The sequence below is a fragment of the Erythrobacter sp. GH1-10 genome (genome assembly GCF_045363165.1).
Taxonomy (GTDB): Bacteria; Pseudomonadota; Alphaproteobacteria; order Sphingomonadales; family Sphingomonadaceae; genus Erythrobacter.
Map to the genome: position 1 here is coordinate 984,275 of NZ_JBJFLP010000001.1, position 17,942 is coordinate 1,002,216.

A 17,942-nucleotide genomic window follows, 5' to 3' on the forward strand; every position below is an offset into this window, starting at 1 on the left:
CGTTGGGGAATGTTTGCGAGGAATGGTCGTGGTCTTTTGCGGCTTCGGTCTCTTGGCAAGTCAAATTACGGTTCAGGGAGAACTGGGTATGCGCAATCTGAAATTTCAACTCGCCGCCGGAGTCGCCCTGAGCGCGGTACTGTATTCCAATCCGGCCATGGCGCAGGACGACGAGGTCGCTGCAAATGATGCTGGTCAGGAAAACGCGATCATAGTGACCGCCCGCCGTCAGAGCGAGCAGTTGCAGGATGTTCCGGCATCGGTCTCGGTCATCACCGCCGATGCTCTGGCGAAGACCGGTGCCGACAACGCCGAGGATTTCGTGCAGCTGACGCCCGGCGTGACGATTGTCACCGGTACCGCAGAGGCGGGCGATACCCAGATCAACATCCGCGGCATCAATGGTGCGCGCGATGCGGAAAGCTCGATCGCTCTGGTTGTCGACGGCATTCTCAAAACCAACACCGCGCAGCTCAACCAGCCGCAGGGCACGCTCCGCCAGGTCGAAGTGCTCAAGGGTCCGCAGGGCGCGCTCTACGGCCGCAATGCCGCTGCCGGTGCAATCGTGCTTTCCACCCTCAAGCCGTCCGATTACTTCGAGGGCGCGGCGAGGGTCTCCTACGCAAACGAGGAAACGATCGAAGCGACCGGCCACATCGCAGGGCCGATCGGAGATAACCTGGGCTTTGTCCTCTCGAGCTATTATCGCACCACCGACGGGTTCTTCGACAACATCTTCACCAACAGCAAGACGGTCGACAACCAGGAAGTGTGGTCGGTCGACGGGCGGCTCGTGGCCGAGCTCGGCGATGCCACCGAAGTCGACGTCAAGGCACGCTATTCGCAGCTGCGCGGCGCTTCGATCAACTTCAACGCATCGTTCCACCTGCCGCAATTCGCTGCGTTCAATCCGGCCTTCTACGAAGACGTGAACAAGCACGAATTCCGTTACTACAGCAATATCGACCCGTCGAACGACCAGGACAGCTTCGACATCTCGGCCAAGGTCGAGCACGATTTTGGCGGTGCCACGCTGACCGCGTGGGCGCTGTATTCGGACGTCGATCAAAGCCTCGTAGCCGACGGGACCGCAGCCGATTTCGCGCGCTACATCCCGTTCCCGGCTCCGACGCAGACGGCCGCCGATGTCGCGGGAGCATGCTTCGCCTCGACCGCCGCGCTCACCGGCTTCCCGGTCAACCAGCCCGGCTTCATCGGGCCGACCCCCGTGCCGTTCCTGTTCGACGTAGCGACGGGTTCCACCTTCGGGCCATACAGCCCGACCACCTGCGACGGTACGCAGTTCCAGTCGCGCGAGCAGACCGACATCAGCGGCGAGATTCGCCTCGCTTCGAACGGCGATGGTCCCCTCAGCTGGCAGCTGGGCTTCTATTATCTCAATATAGACCGCCAGACCGGGGTGAGCCTCGGTGCCGATACCGGTGGTCCCGTGATCCCGCAGCTCTACAACGCACCGGGAACGTCGAACCCGACTTCGTTGCTGCTCGCGGACAGCTTCAACACCGATGTCTATGCCGCATTCGGCAATTTCGAATACGAGATGGGCGATGTGACCGCTGGAGTGGCGCTGCGCTACGATATCGAGGATCGCAGCACCGAATCTCTCGTACCGACCGCAATCGATCCTATCACCGGAGGCCCGATCAATCCCGGGCAGCTATTTGGTACGCTCGATCCGGCGAGCGAAACCTTCAAGCAGTTGCAGCCCAAGGTCAGCCTGAGCTGGCAGCCCACCGCTAACCTCAACCTCTACGCCAACTGGGGCATCGGTTTTAAATCCGGCGGTTTCAACAACCAGGGCTCTTCGGCGATCATCGACACCTTCTTCAACGACGGCGTGACGCCGGGCACCATTGATGCCGACGTGACCATCTTCGACCAGTACGAGAAAGAGGTGTCGAGCGCGTTCGAAGTCGGCATCAAGGGCAGCGCTGCCAATGGTCGCTTCACCTTCGATCTTGCGGGCTACTACACCGAGATCGACGACATGCAGTTCTTCGAATTCTTCGTCGGCAGCTTCGGCCTGCTGCGCGTCGTTTCGAACATCGACGAGGTCGAGGTGATGGGTGCGGAACTCAACCTCACGGCAGAAGTGATCGACGGCTGGAAATTCTTCAGCTCGGTCAACGTCACCGACAGCGAGATCAAGGCCAACACCTCGCGACCCTACACGGTCGGCAACAAGTCACCTTACACCGCCGATTACACAATCAACTTCGGAACCGAGATCGACACTCCGCTGAGCGACAGTGTCGACCTGATCGTGCGCGGCGATTACCGCATAACCGGGCCGACGTGGTTCCACTCGGTGCAGGACCAGGAGCGCCCGACGATCTTCAGCGGCCTGATCCCGATCTCGCAGGTGAACTTCCTGCCGCCCGAATTCGGCAATGCCCGCTACGATGTCGCCCAGCGCGACGAATTTGGTGTGCTCAACGTGCGGGCCGGGCTGGAGTTCGGCAATTTCAGCATCTTCGCGTTCGGCGAGAACATCCTGGGTGAAGAATACATCGCCGAAGCGATCCCCGCGATCGAGTTCGGTGGTTCGTTCATCTCGCCGGGGGCGCGGCAGCTGTACGGTGTGGAAGTAGGGGTCAAGTTCTAAGCGGAACTCCAAAGAACAGTATCGGAAGGTAATCGGTCTGTCGGTTTGCCCTCCGGACCTGTCGGTTGCTGAGTCCAGCACGTTTCGGGTTTGGCGTTTCGCAGGCTAGCCTTCGACCAGACTGCAAACAGGTGCAGCAGCAATGGTTGGTCGGCTTTCCCACCAACGGCACGGGCGGGCGTACCTGCCGTATCGAGACAGCGGCATACTTTGGCACGTTTGGGCGGATGCCGCGACCTCCACATCGCCAGCATAGAGCGTTTTGCGATCTGTGATCGTATCGAGCAGCCAGCCGCCGGCTCGGCAATCTAGAGCAAACCGGAAATCAGCCCAGCCTTGACCTCGACATGATGCGGATGGCTGCAGACTGTCAGATCCGATTTGGCTGGCTGCGCTGCTAGCGCGCGCGCAGGCTTCATGCTCCCGATGCCCGTCTATTGCATCTGGCGGCTCGTTCTTCGGCGCTCTCCGGAGCATGTGGGACGGGTTCCGAACTCATTCCAAAGCGGTTCATCTCCGCTGGCGACATCCAGTGCATGCCTTCGGCGGGAGCCGCCGTGATCGTAAACCAGTAGAATTCGGGCGAAATCCCGATTGCTTCGAAGTAACTCAGGAAGTCCTGATGATCTTCATGGTCACGAGGCAGGTCGGTGGCCTGATAGGCAGGCGGCCCGCCATCTTCCCAGCTGTGAACGCCAATGCAGGCGCCCGGTTCGATAATGCGGCGCTTCCCGGCCAGAAAGAAATCGGTTCCGCCCGAGGCGACCAGTCCATCCGCAGGAACGACCGTAGTGAAGCCATCCTGATGCAGCTTCCAGGCCGCGTCCATGTAGTCGTTGTCATCGTCGGACCCCGGCACGTTCTGCAATACGAGGACTTTGATGTCAGGGTGATTGCGGCGAACTGCATCGATGTGCGCGCCGGAGTCGGGAACAAGCGTCCCGCTGGCGGAGAAATAGCCGTCTCCGGCGAGCAGGACCAGGCTTTCTGGGTCATCCGCGGCAGAGTTTGCGCAGAGCAAAAGAGCAAATGGCAACGAGGCCAGAACAAGTGGACGCAACATACACCCCCGGAAATCTAACACCCGCGACACTTGACAGGGTATAGAAGGTTTGAAACCATGTAAATCAGCGCCTGGGGGTGGGGCAATGTCTTTATTTTCAAGGACTTATGAAGGTCTTCGCCATTGGTCGGTTGCGGTGGGCATGGTCTGCCTTGGCGTGCTGGCATCCTGCACTCAGCCCGACACCTTCGAGCCTGTCGCCGACTACAGGCCAACCCCTGTCGATCTGCAACCGAAGATCGTCCTGCAAAGCCTGCCAACCAAAGGTGTCGAGGTCGCAGCGTGGACCCGCGATGACGAGCACATCATCACCGCGGTCGGCCCGACCCGTTCGATTGCGATTTGGGAGGTGGCGACCGGCAATATCGTCGATCGGATAAGGATGCCTGCGGAAGAGGGGCGGACGGGCGCTTTGCTGAGGCTGATCGGCATGGAAGTCACTCCCGATGGCACAACTGCCGTGATCCGAGGGGTGTCGGCCCGATATGTTTCGGAAGGCGAATATGCCGACCCGCGCGCAATGCGGTATGAGATGGATCTCGAAGAGCGAACCGTCATCATCGCCGCATCGGTTCCGGATCCAGCTTTCGATCTGGAGAACGACAACATCGAAGCCGCCGCCGATGCGCTCGAAGCTGTATTTGAGAATGACGACGAGCTTTGGGAAACGCCGGAACAGGCAATGACGGATCTTCCAGACCTCCCTGGCTCTCATGATGGGGCCTGGCTACTTGAGAGGCTGCCCGTGCCTTCTGAAGGAGAGGAAGGTGAATTCCCCGAAGGCGGTCTTGTGCTTACCAGTACTGTGGACGGATCGCAGCGCGAGCTGCGCCATGCGCCGATGCAGAAATACGATGCTGCCAAGCTTTCCCCCACCGGTCGCTGGATTGCGATGACCAACGACAAGATGGAGGAGGACGAAGAGACCGATCGCGATCAGTCGATCATCGAAATCTTCGACATCGAGACCGCAACCTTCGAGCCGCAAGTCAGGATCACCGGCGATTACAGCCATATCCAATGGATTTCGGACGAACGGTTCGTTGTTTCGGAAACCTCCGTCCGCAATGATGGGATGCGCGACGGCGTTCCCGATCGAGGGCCTGCCCCGAATGCCTGGATTATCGAAGCAGATGGAGGGTTACTCAACGAGCGCATCGAGCCGCGTTGCTACATGATGGCAATTGCCGATGGGGGCTTCGTCGGCGCCGGAGCGCAGACATGCCGCGCATTCCCTCAGGGAACCTTTGGGCTCGAGAAATACGACGCGGAAGCTGTCGCATGGAAGAAATTCGGCCCTCCCGAATTGCAGGACAATCCGCTTATAGATCTGATCGCGGTCTCTCCCGACGGGTCCCGACTGGCGGTCACGGAGCTCCCGCCGCTCGAGCAAGATAGCTCTTCCCTTCGAGGCCACATCATCGATGCGAAGTCCGGAGAATTGCTGTTGAGTCGGACATTCGAAGGCCTGTCGATCAACGATTCGATGGAATTTTCTCCTGACGGAGAGGATCTTTTCGTCTCTGGAAACGGGCAGATCTTCCGCTGGCATATCGAAGCCGACGAATGGGGGGCGATGTCGATTTCCTCGCTCGATACGACGGTGCTCGCGAGGCATGGAGATGTCCTTGCCATCGCTGGCGAAGCGGATGATGCAATCGGCCTATACGACTTTGCCAGTGGAGAGACGTTGCCGTCGCTGCAATTCGGCAATGTGTCTTCGGGTGGTTTCTTTCCTGACAAGCCGCTCTTCTGGGCATTCTCCGCCGAAGAGGGGCTTCGGCTTTGGGATACGCGCGACTGGTCGGTTGTGCTGACGACTTACTTCCTCGACGATCACGGCATTCTCGCGGTAACACCGGATGGCCGCTATGACAGCAATGTCCATCCCTACGATGCAAGATTTCGCTGGCTTGTGCCGGACGAACCGTTTGAAAGCCTAAATCCCGACGCTTTCAGCCGCGACTATTACACGCCCGGCCTAACCGAGCGCTGGATTTCCTGTTCCGTCGATGAAACCTGCGAAAGCGACTTCGCTCCGATCAGGCCGCTGGTCGACCTGAACCGTTCGTTGCCGGAAGTCGAAATCGTCGAAGTCAAACCAGGCAAGATCCCGAGCGAGGCCATTGTGACGGTAGAAATCCGTCGCTCAGCCAATTCGGGCGCCGATGATCCGTTTGCTCCATGGGCCTTTGACCTGCGCCTGTTTCGCAATCACCAATTGGTCGCGCGCACACCGGGCGCAAGCACACACGATCTTGGCCAGCTGCTCAGCTGGCGAGCGGACAATGCATTGACGATTCCCGAGAGCGGCGAAACCAACTCTCTCCGAGTGACGAGTACGATTTCGCTCGGCACGGGCAACCGACCAGAGGACGAGCTTCCCGTCTTTACTGCCTATGCCTTCAATGAAGACCGGATCAAATCGGAGACAGCGTTCGCCGAGTATGAGCGGCCTGCAGTAGAGACTCGCGTGCCGAAGGCCTTCGTGATCACATTCGGAATCGATCATTATCGGGAAACGCGGCTCAACCTCAATTTCGCGGGAAACGATGCGATTCTGATGGAGCAAAGCCTCAGCCTCATCCCCGGTTACGAAATGCGCACGCTTGCGATCAGGAGCTCCGGTCCGGAAGCCGATCAAGAGCCTCGAGGGGCAAGCGCCGGTGACACGTCTCAACGTCCCGAATTCATATCTCCGGCTATTATAGAAAGTGTTCTAGCCATTCTGGCGGAACCGCAGGCGAACGAGGCCCGCGATCGGTTGAGCGCACTGGGCATCGATGCATCGATGCTGGAGAAGGTGATGCCGGACGATCTCGTGATCATCTCGTATGCCGGTCATGGCTGGACCGATGAGAGAGGCGAATTCTACCTGGTGACATCCGACGCATCCTGGTCGGAGGATGACGGTTCTCCGGACGGCGATGGCCTGGTTGCCTCGGCCCGGCTTGCCAGTTGGATGAGCAGGATTGATGCAGGCACCATGGCGCTCGTTATCGACGCCTGCCATTCTGCAGCCAGCGTCGAAAACGGTACCTTCAAGCCCGGACCGTTGGGCGATCCCGGCCTTGGCCAACTGGCCTTCGACAAAGGCGTGCTCATCCTCACCGCAACACAGGCCGACGACGTGGCGATCGAGGATGCTGATCTCAGGCACGGTCTTTTGACGTATGCCCTGGCAGACGAAGGGCTCAATCCTTACGAATTCTGGGTTGATCGCAATGACGATGGTCTGATCCACCTGACCGAATGGATGACCTACGCGGTTGAGCGTTTGCCAGAATTGCAGGCGGATGTACGCGTCGAAGGGCTTGGTGCCCGGTCCATCATCTTTCACGATCTGCCCGAAGGCTGGGTCGAGAAAAGGATCCAGGAGCCCTCGCTGTTCGACTTCAATGTGATACCGCGCGACGTCGTTCTCCAGGAGCTGGAGTTTTGAGCCGGGCACTGGCCCTCCTTTGCACGCTGGGATTGGCGATCCTGCTGCCGTCGTGTTCAGAACAGGAGACAGTCGAACCGTACCAGGCGATCAGTGCTCCGGCGGTCGTGGCTCCGGTCGATGAGGCTCCGCTTGAGAATATCTACGGCCTGTTTGTCGGCATCGACAAATACGAGTTCTCCCGCGCGCAGCTTCGCTTCGCCGATTTCGACGATTTGCGCGGTGCCGTGGGGGATGCACGACGTTTCAAGACAGCGCTTCACGATCTCTACGGGTTGGAATTCGATCGGACTCCGCGGAGCGAATGCCGGTCGGAAAACGAACTATCGACGACGCTGCTCGATGCGTGCGCGACGCGCGACGAAATCCTCTCGGCACTAGACCAACGGATCGACGCGCTGGAGGCGGAAGACACGCTGATTTTCTATTTCGCCGGTCACGGGTCGCAATATCGCGACGATGTGAACCACGATCAGGACTCGGGCTATAACGGAACGATACTTCCCCATGATGCGCGCAATCCGGATGGCTCGCCGGGCGAGATATTCGATATCGAATTGAAGCAGCGCAAGGATCGCGCGACCGCCAAAGGGATCTACTTCGTTTCGATCTTCGACAGCTGCAACTCGGGAACGGCGACGCGCGATGGTGCAACCGGCCAGGCGCGAAGCGCTCCAGTATCGACTGTCGCCCCCCCTGCCGAACAGCCGACGCAGGACCACAGGCCGGTTTCCGACACCTCGGGGTATTGGGTGCATCTTGCCGCTGCGCAGGACGGCCAGGAAGCTCAGGAGGCGATCAGCGGCGAGGTCGGCGAGCGGTCGGGCGTCTTCACCGATGCTCTGATCGAAACCCTGCGCACGCCGAATATGCGTCTTGCAAGTTTTGGTGACATTATCCGCGAGGTCCAGCTTCGGGTTTCGAAGATGGCGCACTCAGCGCAAGTCCCGTCCGCGGAAGGAGAGCTGACCGCCGCGCTTGGATCGCGTGCCGGATCGGTCGTTGTGTTCGATGCCAGGCCCGAGGGCGACGGAGTAGCGCTTGCCGCAGGATCGCTTTCGGGAATGACCAAAGGCTCGCGATTTGCGCTCTACACGTCGCAAAGCGACGCCATCGCACGCGAGAATTCGATCGCGACCGCTGCAATCGTCTCGGTCACCCCCACTTCGGCCCTGCTTGCGCTGGAAGAAGCACCCGGTAATCCGTTGCCCGAGCGGCTGTTTGCCGAAGAGATCGCACACTTCTTTCCGGAGGAGACCTTGCAGGTCAGCAACCGGATCGATGGCGCACAGGGCCAAAATGCCGTGGCCGAGGCGTTCGCCAGGATCGACTTCGCCGACATCGTGGACAATGGGACGATCCTGATCACTTCCACGCCAGGTGACGCAGCCCTCGCACGTTTGCAGGCGAGCGACGGAACCGTGTTCGCGGAGCTGGGCGATCCGGGCGATCCCGCATTTGCCGGATTGCTCAAGGCGGAGCTCATGAAGATCGCGCGGGTCAACCAGCTCTTGTCGCTTCGCACGACGAGCCGCTCCGGCGATCCATCGAGCGACGTAGGTCCGGTCGAATTCTGCATTGCGAAGGAGGGAAGTCGTCCCGGTAACTGCCCTGCCCCCGAAGCAGGCGGAATACGACAGATCGAACGTGGCGATATGACTTTCGTGACCGTCATCAATCGGGGGCGAAAACCGCTGTTCACATACGTTCTCGCCATCGACCCCAAGAACGCAGTCATCCAGGTCTTGCCAAGGCCGGGTGAAATCGACGGGCAACTCGATCCGGATCGTCCCTACAGGCGCGGCCCTATCTCCTTCGCCGAGCCGGGAACCTACCGCTTCGTGACGATCGCCAGCGACCAGCGCATAAGGGTGGACGCGCTGAGGCAAAGCGGCAACGGCACCCGCGACATCGAGTCTTGCAAGACGCCGCTTGAACGGTTGCTCTGTTCGGCGAGTAAAGGAACGCGCGATCCGTCAGTCGGGGCGGTCGACAATTGGCTGGCGACCGTCTCGTCGGCAGTCGTGGAGTGAGCCGATGAAGCGTCCGAATTTCTTGCCGCAGATTGCTGCTCTGGTTTTGGCGCTGGGCCTGCTTCCCGCGTGCGAGCAAGCCGTGCCGTCCGACGGAAAAGTCGAAGCCTCATCGAAATCCGCAGATGCCGGTGGTTCGACGCGCAGCGAGCGGTGCCGGGCGAGGCTTGAAAAGGAAAGCGGCGGTCGGATTGTCGGCGGGGAACCGGCGCGCCCTCGCTCCGCCCCGTGGCAAATCGCAATCATGTCCGAACCGGATTATTCCGAGGCTGAACGGCGCTTCGACGCGACATTGGAGGATGGCGACGAGTGCAAGAGCTACCTCCTGGAGCGCGAGGATTTCGAACTCGCCCACAAGTGTGGAGGATCGTATATCGGCGATGGCTGGATCGTCACCGCCGCGCATTGCGTCGTCGGGATCAAGGCCCCCGATGGCAACGACAGCAATGCCATCAAACATCGCCATCTGCTGCTCGGGACCCAGAATCTGACAGTCCAGGATGGCAAATTCGATATTGGCGCGGTCGTCGTTCACGCGGGCTATTCGAGAGACAGCAAGATGGACGACATCGCGCTGATCCGCCTGCGGGACGACGATGAGACAAAGAAACGTTTGGACGCGCTGATCGCCGATGGACGTCTCTCCGCGATTGACCTGATGAGGCCCGACGATCGTGATTTCGATCAGAAGGAAGAGCTGAGGGTCACCGGGTGGGGATACATGGGGCAGCGCAACGCCGACCGCGACTGGCAGCGTCTGCGCGACAGCAGCGGCGAGCTCCAGCGCAGGCCCGCAGCGTTACAGCAATTGTCGATCAGCTATCTGGACGATCAGTTCTGCGAGGAACAATTCGTCGACTATGGCGGAGGTAGCTTGTGCGCAGGCTCGCTCATTTCCGATGGAACTGTCGGCGGCGGAAAAGATAGCTGCCAGGGAGACAGCGGAGGGCCACTGACTCGCCTCGAAGACGGAGGTCGCCGCACGCTGGTCGGTCTTGTGTCGCGCGGCAAGGGATGCGGTGCGCCGGGGGTACCGGCGGTGTATGTGAGGGTTTCTCACTATGCTGCCTGGATCGACGAGGCCAAGAGAGCCGCGCGCATGTCAACGGTCACCGAATGGCCGCGTGCGGAAGGCCCGGAGCGTTAAGAAAAGAGGCCGCTCTCGCCAATTGCGAGAGCGGGTCCGCTTCAGCGGTCGTCTTCGCCGGTGCGATCGTCTTCCCCGGTGCGATCGTCTTCCCCGGTGCGATCGTCTTCCCCGGTGCGATCGTCTTCCCCGGTGCGATCGTCTTCGCCGGTGCGATCATCTTCGCCGGTGCGATCGTCTTCGCCGGTACGATCGTCTTCGCCGGTACGATCGTCTTCGCCGGTACGATCGTCTTCGGACGTATCCGTTCCGGTGCCGCCATCAGCCGCAGGTTGCCCGCATGCGGACAAACCGAGAGCGGCCGAAACCAGCACGGTGGTCAGAATTGTCTTACGCATAGATTTTCCCCTCAACTCGCAGACCCTGAGTGGTCTACACGAATCCCATCGTGCTTTCCAACTTCGCATATTCCGGCTCCTCCTCGGCAAGGTCAAGCAAGCGATCGACGAACAGCACAGGGAAGCCACCATCTCGGTGCGTCAACGCCGCGAGTGGCGTTTTGGCCGCCAAAACCTTTGTCAGGGGCCAGTCATGCTACGGCCCTCTGCGATCGATCGCGAAACGGACAACAGCGTGTCAAACTAACCGGTTCTTACTTTCTCCATCAAAGTGTCGGTCAGCCGTTTCGGGCTGCTCTCCCTGAACCCAGTATGTTTGTACGACGCGACTCGAAGCAACCGGAGAGTAACGCAATTCCGCAATTCTCGATTCACCCAACGACAATCGCGGGTTTCGCGGATTCTAGCTGAAATCCGGCCCTCTTCGGCGCGAATCTACGAGAAATTCTCGTTCCAATGACATTTCCGATGCAGTATCTTTTCTTCGGGTCGCGGACCGCCTGTTGGCGGGGGAGAGAACCGACGCAATCGGTCAGAGTATGAGGAATCCTGGGATCGGAGCCAGCCGCGCGGCAGGCAACGTTCACCTAACGAAGATGTCTTTCGTGCTGTGCTCGATGAGGAAAGCTGATGCCCGCGATGGGAAGGGGGGGCCAGGAGCTGATCGGTTCAAGCGAACCGATGGAAGACCTGCGCGCCTACATTCCCAAGGTCGCGCTATGCGATGCCTCGGTCCTGATCCAGGGAGAAACCGGCACCGGCAAGGAGCGGGTGGCCGCGCTCATCCATGAGCTCGGTCCCCGGCGCGACAAGCCCTTTGTCGCGCTCAACAGCGCCGCGCTGCCCGAGCATCTCGTCGAATCCGAGTTCTTCGGCCATGAGAAGGGGGCCTTCACCGGCGCATTTGCTTCGCATCGCGGCAAGTTCGAACAGGCCGATGGTGGCACGCTGTTCCTCGACGAGATCGGCGAGATGAGCATGGCGACCCAGGCCAAGCTGCTGCGTGCGCTCGAAACCGGCGAAGTCACCCCGCTCGGGGGGACCCGGACGAAAAGGGTGGACGTGCGGATCGTGGCGGCGACCAACGAAGATCTGGAGGAACGCGTGGAGCAGGGCAGCTTCCGCGCCGACCTGCTCTATCGCATCAATGTCGCGCGGGTGTGGGTCGCGCCGCTGCGGCAACGCGCCTGCGATATCGGACCGATCCTCAGTCACTTCATTGCGCGGCTCAACACTCGCTATCACCGCCATGTCGAACGACCCGATGCCAAGCTGATGGAAGCGCTTTCGGAGTATGACTGGCCTGGCAATGTCCGCGAACTGAGGAACTTTGCCGAAGCGCTTTTCATCGATCCGCCCGAGAACCGGCCAGTGTGCATCAGCGACATCCCGATGGGTTACCGCCGCCTGATCAAGGGCCATGTGAAGAAAGCGCCGCCCGAGCGCGAGCAGATCATGGATGCGCTCGAGGAAACCCGTTGGAACAAGGCGCAAGCGGCGCGCAAGCTCAACTGGTCGCGCATGACGCTGTACCGCAAGCTCGACAAGTATCGCATCGAAGATCGCGACCCGCCCGAGGACATGTGATGCTGCGAGTGTAACACCGCGCGACTGCACGGTGTCACATGATACACCTTCCGACGATACCCCGACGCGCCGTCGGCCAACCGAAACCCAGCATTCCCGCCGTTTTTGCCGTCTTGGCACGCCGCTTGCGAAGCGGTGCGCAAAGCGAGGGAGGCGTTACGACTCTATGGCCGAGCATCCAGAAGGTTTGCGACGACAGCAGCCGCCGATGGCGAGCTATGCGAACTATTTCGAGATCGGCCACAACGCGGCGGAATTCCTGATCGATATCGGCCAGCTCGACCCCGAAAGCGGCGACGTCCGCCTGTCCAAACGCGTAGCGCTCAGTCCCGCGCACGCAAAGCTGCTGACCACGATGCTCAATGGCTCGATCGAAGAGTTCGAGCGCCAGCATAGCCCCATTCCCGACCTCTCGATCGACGACGAGCTCGGCGATTTCGGTCTTACCAACCCAACAGAATTCGAACGACGCGCGATCGATGCCCGGCGGCGCGTCGTCGAACAGCATTCAAGCCCGGCAAAGAGGTGATCCGATGAAAGCCCAGATCCGTCCGAACCGTATCGACATCAGCGACCGGTTCCCGCTCGCAAGCTTTACCATAATGACCGATGGCCAGCCGCGATTGGCAGAGATCGTCCTCGCGACGGATCCCGCGTTGTTCGCCAGCAAGGAAGGGCGCAGCCGTTCGACCTTCTTCACGACGAAGGAGCTGGGCGTCCTGTCGTTGCCGCGCGCGGAGGCGGTCTATACCGTTCCGCCGGAGGTCCTTGCCCGCTTTACCGATGCCGAAAGATTGTGGTTCGGGCTGGCCACGGCTCCGGCGAATGGCGGCCAGAAAACCTGGACGGTCGATGTCATGCCGACCGGTTCGAGCCCTTACATCTCGCTCAGCGGGCTCAACGACCGTTCGCTGCGCCGCGTCCGGATGTATCCACGCCGCACGGGACAATCGGGATACGGCGAGGGCGCTCCAAAGCCGCTGCTCGAATGGGCCGGAGATGCAGCGCAGTCGGGCACGAGCGAGGTTGGTGCGCAACCCCAGCCGAATGGATCGAACGGCAACGCCCCCCCCGCGCCGGCGCCATCCCCGGCGCCGTCCAACGTACCCTACGATGATGGCTTCGGACCTCTCCCACCGAGAGACGCTGCGAACGGCGGCAATGGCAACGGAAACGGAAATGGCGCGCAAGCCTCTCCCGAAGCGCAGGGGTTCGGTGCCAAGCAACAGGACACGATGAGCGATGCCGAGCGCGATCGGCTGGACGATCAGGGTATAGATGGGCCGGTCCCCGACGTGCCGCCGTCTTCGCAGCCGTCGGCGATGGAGGGCAGGCCGCGAGCCCTGCGCACGGCCGAATACGAAGGTGCGCGGGTCATGCCATCGCCCGCCTATTCCCCTGGACGGCGCGGGACCACGATAGACCGGATAGCGATCCACATCACCGATGGCCCGCAGAGCCGGTGGCTCGGCAGCTGGTTTACCCGCGAGGAAGCCAATTCCAGCTCGCACTACATGGTCGATCAGGAAGGCGTCATCCGCCAGTTCGTGCGCGAGCAGGATACCGCCTGGCACGCGGGCAACCGCGCGGCGAACCGCCGCAGCATCGGGATCGAGCACGTCGCCGTGAAACGCGGCGGTGCAACCTACGGTCAGACCACCTACCCCTACACCCCGCCGACCGAAGAGGAGTATCGCGCCAGCGCACGGCTGGTGGCGCATCTGTGCCGCAAATACGGTCTCGAACCCAATCGCACGACGATCGTCGGGCACAACGAGATCAACGCGCGCACAGGCCATTCGAGCTGCCCCACGGGCGCTTGGGACTGGGATCACTACATGCCGATGGTCGCCGAGGAATACGCCCGGGTCGGCGGTGTCGGTGCGGGACAGTCCTACTCTCTCGGCCTGTTCGACCACGTGCTCGGTCGCAGGGTCAGCGATGTCGTGGCAGAAACCGCCCGCAATCGGTTGATCGAGACCGGCAATTACACTTTCGGCGAGAACCGGCGATCGATCCGCGCGCCCCAGGTGCGCGAACTCACCACGGCAGAGCAGACTGCGCTCGAAGTACTTCTTGCGGCTGCCGGTCCGCTGTTCAGCGTCGGCAGGCTCGTCGCAAACGAAGCGGGAGCATCGATCGCAATCGGGGTCGGTGCCAATATCGGAGCGGCAGAAGGAGCCTCCATCGGTGGCGGGATCATCTTCGCGCCGCAGGGCAGGATCGGGATCTACGGTCTCGGCCAGATCGATATCGGAGAGATCTTCTCCGGCAGCGTCACCCTGCAGGTCACCATCATCGACGGCGGGATCGAAGCGTTCAACGGCATGTCGACCGTCGTCTCGGTCAGCGGAGGCGAGGTCTATGTCGGCGGTGCCAGCGCGATCTTCAACGATCGCGGGAATTTCGTCGGCGTCACTTTCGAAGCCGGCCTCGGTTTCGGTTCGCCGCTCAGCGTCTATGTCGGCGTGCAGCGCAGCTGGTCGACCACCGTTGGCCAGCAGCAAGGACTGGTCGACGCCTATGGCATGTCCGCCATCGATCCCGAGAGCCGCGGTGTCGAGTGCTGCGGCGGAAGCCATGCCCGGCCAGCGCCGGCTTCGGCGCTGGAGCTGACCGACGCCGAATATGACGGGGTCTCGCAGGTCAGGGTGAGCCCGCACTTTACGCCGGGTCGAAGCGGTCGCGCAATCGATCGGATCGTAATCCATATTACCGACGCTCCGACCGCGAGCAGCACCATCAACCACTTGACCGACGCTACCCGCGAGAACGGTTCGAGTGCCCATTACCTCGTCGCCCCCGACGGAGCGATTACCCAGTTCGTCTCGGAGGCGGATACGGCCTGGCATGCAGTCGGTGGCAATTCGCGCTCGATCGGCATCGAACATGTTGCGGTCAAGACGGGCGGCGCGACCTACGGCCAGACCACCTATCCGCATCAACCACCGACCGATGCGGAGTACCGCGCGTCCGCCCGGCTGGTGGCGCATCTGTGCCACAAATACGGTCTCCCGGCAGACCGCACGACCATCGTCGGTCACAACCAGATCGATACTCGTCCGCGTCGCGCCCAGTGTCCGGACGGCGCATGGAGCTGGGACACCTACATGGCCATGGTCGCCGAGGAATTCGCGCGGATAGGCGGTGCCGTCGGCGGGGTCGGAGCGCAGTCTTTCGGCGCGAGCCAGACAATCAACTGGGACATGGTGCAGGTTGTGCCGCAGCCCACCAACCGGAGTTGCTGGGCGACCGCCGGCGCGATGCTTTATGGCTGGCAGAACCACCAGAGCGTTTCCCCGGCCACCATCGCCGAATTCGCCGGCAAGACAACCGGCGATTACCTGAATGCCGGGCGCTTCCAGGAATTCGCCGACGCGATCGGCTTCGATTACGATTACGGCCAGAGCTACACTCCGGAAGGCTTTTTCGGGCGGCTCGAGGAAGTCGGGCCACTGCTTGTCCTCAAGAACAATCCGCCGATCCTGCACTGCGTGATCGTGACCGGCATGTATAAGGACGGTGCCCAGTGGTACGTCCGGGTGGCTGATCCGTGGGATCGCGCGGTAGGTACGCCGGGCGCGCCCGGGCGCTACGCGAGCACGCACACGACCGGTAGTCGCTACATCCAGAAATACGAAGACTTCGTCGCGGAATACGAAGGTTCGGCCGGTGTAGCGGACCTGCAAGTGCTCCACGCGGGCGGGCATCACGGCCACACGCCCAATCGCGGCGCGACGACGCCCGCAGGCTACGCGATGAGTGGCGACATCCCGCTCGATCCGGGCGAAGGCGGCATGTCGATCGGAAAGAGCGCGCTCAAGCCTGGAGACATCATCGTTACCACCACCGCAGCGCCGGTATCGGGCATTATCCGGCAGGCGACCGACCAGCCGGTCAGCCATGTCATGCTCTATGTCGGGCAGGGCGGCCAGGTGATCGAGGCGCGTGGCGACGGCGTCCGTCTGAAACCGATCGAAGAGGCGCTGCAAGGCGCCACTCTCGCGGTCGCCTATCGCTCGCCCGAAGTCGACGAGATGAAAGGCTTGGAGATTGCCGACAAGGCGGCACAGTATCTGGACAGCGGCTTCGACTATGTCGGTATCGTCAAGGCCGGGCTGTTCCGGCTGGCGGTACAGGCGTGCCAGCGGCGCGGCTTGTCCGAAGAAATGTGCCGCTCGCTCGTCGCCTGGAAGATGGACGGCAGCGCCAGCGCCGACCGCTTCTTCTGCTCGGCGCTCGTGCTGCGTTCATACGAGGATGCGGGGCAGCGGCTTACCGTCAGCGCGCCCAACTGGGCATCGCCGGGCGACATCCCAGAACAGACCTTGCGAGATGGTGCACTCGGCTATGTCGGCCACCTGGTCACGCCGCAGACGCCGTTCTCGGGCACTCAGGCCTACTCGGGTGCCTTTGGCAACAACCAGAGCCGCACGATCAACTGGGACGACGTGCAGCTCGTCCCCCAGCCCACCGACATGAGTTGCTGGGCGACGTCCGCAGCGATGGTGATCGGTTGGCGCGACCGGCAGAGCGTCACCGCCGAAACGATTGCGGACATCGCTCGCCGCAACATCAAACAGCCGATCAGCGGCCAGGACTTCGACGATTTCGCGGACGAAGTCGGCCTAACCTACGAGCCGGCGCAGAGCTTGCCGCCCGAGGAGTGGTTCGCGCTGCTCGAAACCAAGGGCCCGCTGTTCGTGGCGGAAATCCCCTCGAACTTCGGCCACGTCGTCGTTGTCACCGGCATGTATAACGATGGCGGGCAATGGTATGTGCGGGTCACCGATCCTTGGGATCGTGTGGTCGGAACGCCGGGCTCGCCGGGAGCGCACATCCCCAACAGCCATTCGACCGGCAGCCGCTACATCCTGACCTTCGAGCAGTTCGTCGCCGATTACGAGCGCGCCGCGCCGCACGCGACGGTCCAGGTGCTGCACGCCAATGGAACGCACGGGCACACGCCCAATCGCGGAACTTCCACGCCACCGGGATACGCTCTGTCCAAGCCCGACAACCAGGCCGTCATGCCCGATATCCCGGTCCTCGACGGCAATGTGCAGACACCCGCCGGCTCGCCATCGAGCGGGGCACCTTCGCCCTCGCTCAACGGAGAGCCTGTGGCCGACCATCCTTTTGGCCCCGGCGTTACGGTGACCCGTCAGGTAATCGAGAAAGGCAAACGCCGATATGATCTCGCGCAGCTTCGCGGCTTCGTGAACCCGCAGACCGGCGCAATGGTCGAAAGCGACGCCATGCGCGCCGAGCCAGTGCTGCTCAACGACTGGCCCTATATCGACGGCGCTGGCGGTCGCACGCAGGCAGGGGTCGCGATCGACTGGGCCTTCAAGGGCGGCGCGGTGGGCGAGATCGGGATCACTCCGCTCGACGGCGCATCCCCCGATGGATGGGACATCGCCGTCCGCGCCGACCTTGTCCGCGGGACCGACGTGCCCGGCAAGGCGCAGGTCTGCGTCCGCGTGACGACCACCTTCACCAAGGCGGGCGAATCCGAGCAGGTCGCGGTGAGCGAGGTGAAACTCGACGGCGATGGCCGCAGCAATGTCCAGCACGGTGTCGGCCAGACCGGCGAGGTCGAAACCCAGCCGACTAGTGGCCAGCCCAGGAACGGGACTGGCAACTGGGAGCAGGTTCCGGCCGTGAATTCGGCTCCGGTCGAAGCCTGAGGCGAGGAACATCGCG

At 61.7% G+C, this 17,942-nt stretch carries 9 protein-coding genes; 7 read left to right on the top strand and 2 right to left on the bottom strand.

The annotated features are described in order from the left end of the window. The first annotated feature begins 88 nt into the window (after positions 1-88). On the top strand, positions 89-2,626 hold the full coding sequence (locus ACI5KX_RS04905) for a TonB-dependent receptor (RefSeq protein ID WP_406809554.1): 2,538 nt from the start codon (positions 89-91) through the stop codon (positions 2,624-2,626). Between the two features lie 415 nt (positions 2,627-3,041). On the opposite strand, the gene ACI5KX_RS04910 is transcribed toward ACI5KX_RS04905, so the two are convergent. Continuing rightward, positions 3,042-3,689 (bottom strand): hypothetical protein, encoded by a 648-nt coding sequence (locus ACI5KX_RS04910; protein ID WP_406809555.1) that lies wholly within the window; start codon positions 3,687-3,689, stop codon positions 3,042-3,044. Positions 3,690-3,774: 85 nt separating this feature from the next. On the opposite strand from ACI5KX_RS04910, the gene ACI5KX_RS04915 reads away from it, so the two are divergent. From ACI5KX_RS04915 to ACI5KX_RS04925, 3 genes are read left to right on the top strand one after another with little or no spacing between them, the layout of a single operon-like run. After that, the gene (locus ACI5KX_RS04915) at positions 3,775-7,131 is read left to right on the top strand and encodes a hypothetical protein (RefSeq protein ID WP_406809556.1); all 3,357 of its coding nucleotides are present in this window, start codon (positions 3,775-3,777) and stop codon (positions 7,129-7,131) included. A 32-nt stretch (positions 7,132-7,163) separates the two neighbouring features. After that, a complete protein-coding gene (locus ACI5KX_RS04920) occupies positions 7,164-9,164 on the top strand; it encodes a caspase domain-containing protein (protein WP_406809557.1) in 2,001 nt (666 codons plus the stop codon). Between the two features lie 4 nt (positions 9,165-9,168). Then, a complete protein-coding gene (locus ACI5KX_RS04925; protein ID WP_406809558.1) occupies positions 9,169-10,311 on the top strand; it encodes a S1 family serine peptidase in 1,143 nt (380 codons plus the stop codon). A gap of 41 nt (positions 10,312-10,352) precedes the next feature. Here ACI5KX_RS04925 and ACI5KX_RS04930 read toward each other — a convergent pair whose 3' ends face one another. Further along, a complete protein-coding gene (locus tag ACI5KX_RS04930; protein ID WP_406809559.1) occupies positions 10,353-10,649 on the bottom strand; it encodes a hypothetical protein in 297 nt (98 codons plus the stop codon). Positions 10,650-11,279: 630 nt separating this feature from the next. Here ACI5KX_RS04930 and ACI5KX_RS04935 point away from each other — a divergent pair. The 3 genes from ACI5KX_RS04935 to ACI5KX_RS04945 all read left to right on the top strand — a co-directional run bounded on the left by ACI5KX_RS04935 (position 11,280) and on the right by ACI5KX_RS04945 (position 17,926). Next, a complete protein-coding gene (locus ACI5KX_RS04935; RefSeq protein WP_406809560.1) occupies positions 11,280-12,236 on the top strand; it encodes a sigma-54 interaction domain-containing protein in 957 nt (318 codons plus the stop codon). A gap of 166 nt (positions 12,237-12,402) precedes the next feature. Further along, complete coding sequence (locus ACI5KX_RS04940) at positions 12,403-12,765, top strand: DUF3467 domain-containing protein (protein WP_406809561.1); 363 nt, start codon at positions 12,403-12,405, stop codon at positions 12,763-12,765. Positions 12,766-12,769: 4 nt separating this feature from the next. Beyond that, positions 12,770-17,926, top strand: a complete 5,157-nt coding sequence (locus tag ACI5KX_RS04945) for an N-acetylmuramoyl-L-alanine amidase (protein WP_406809562.1) — start codon at positions 12,770-12,772, stop codon at positions 17,924-17,926. The last annotated feature ends 16 nt before the right edge of the window (positions 17,927-17,942 follow it).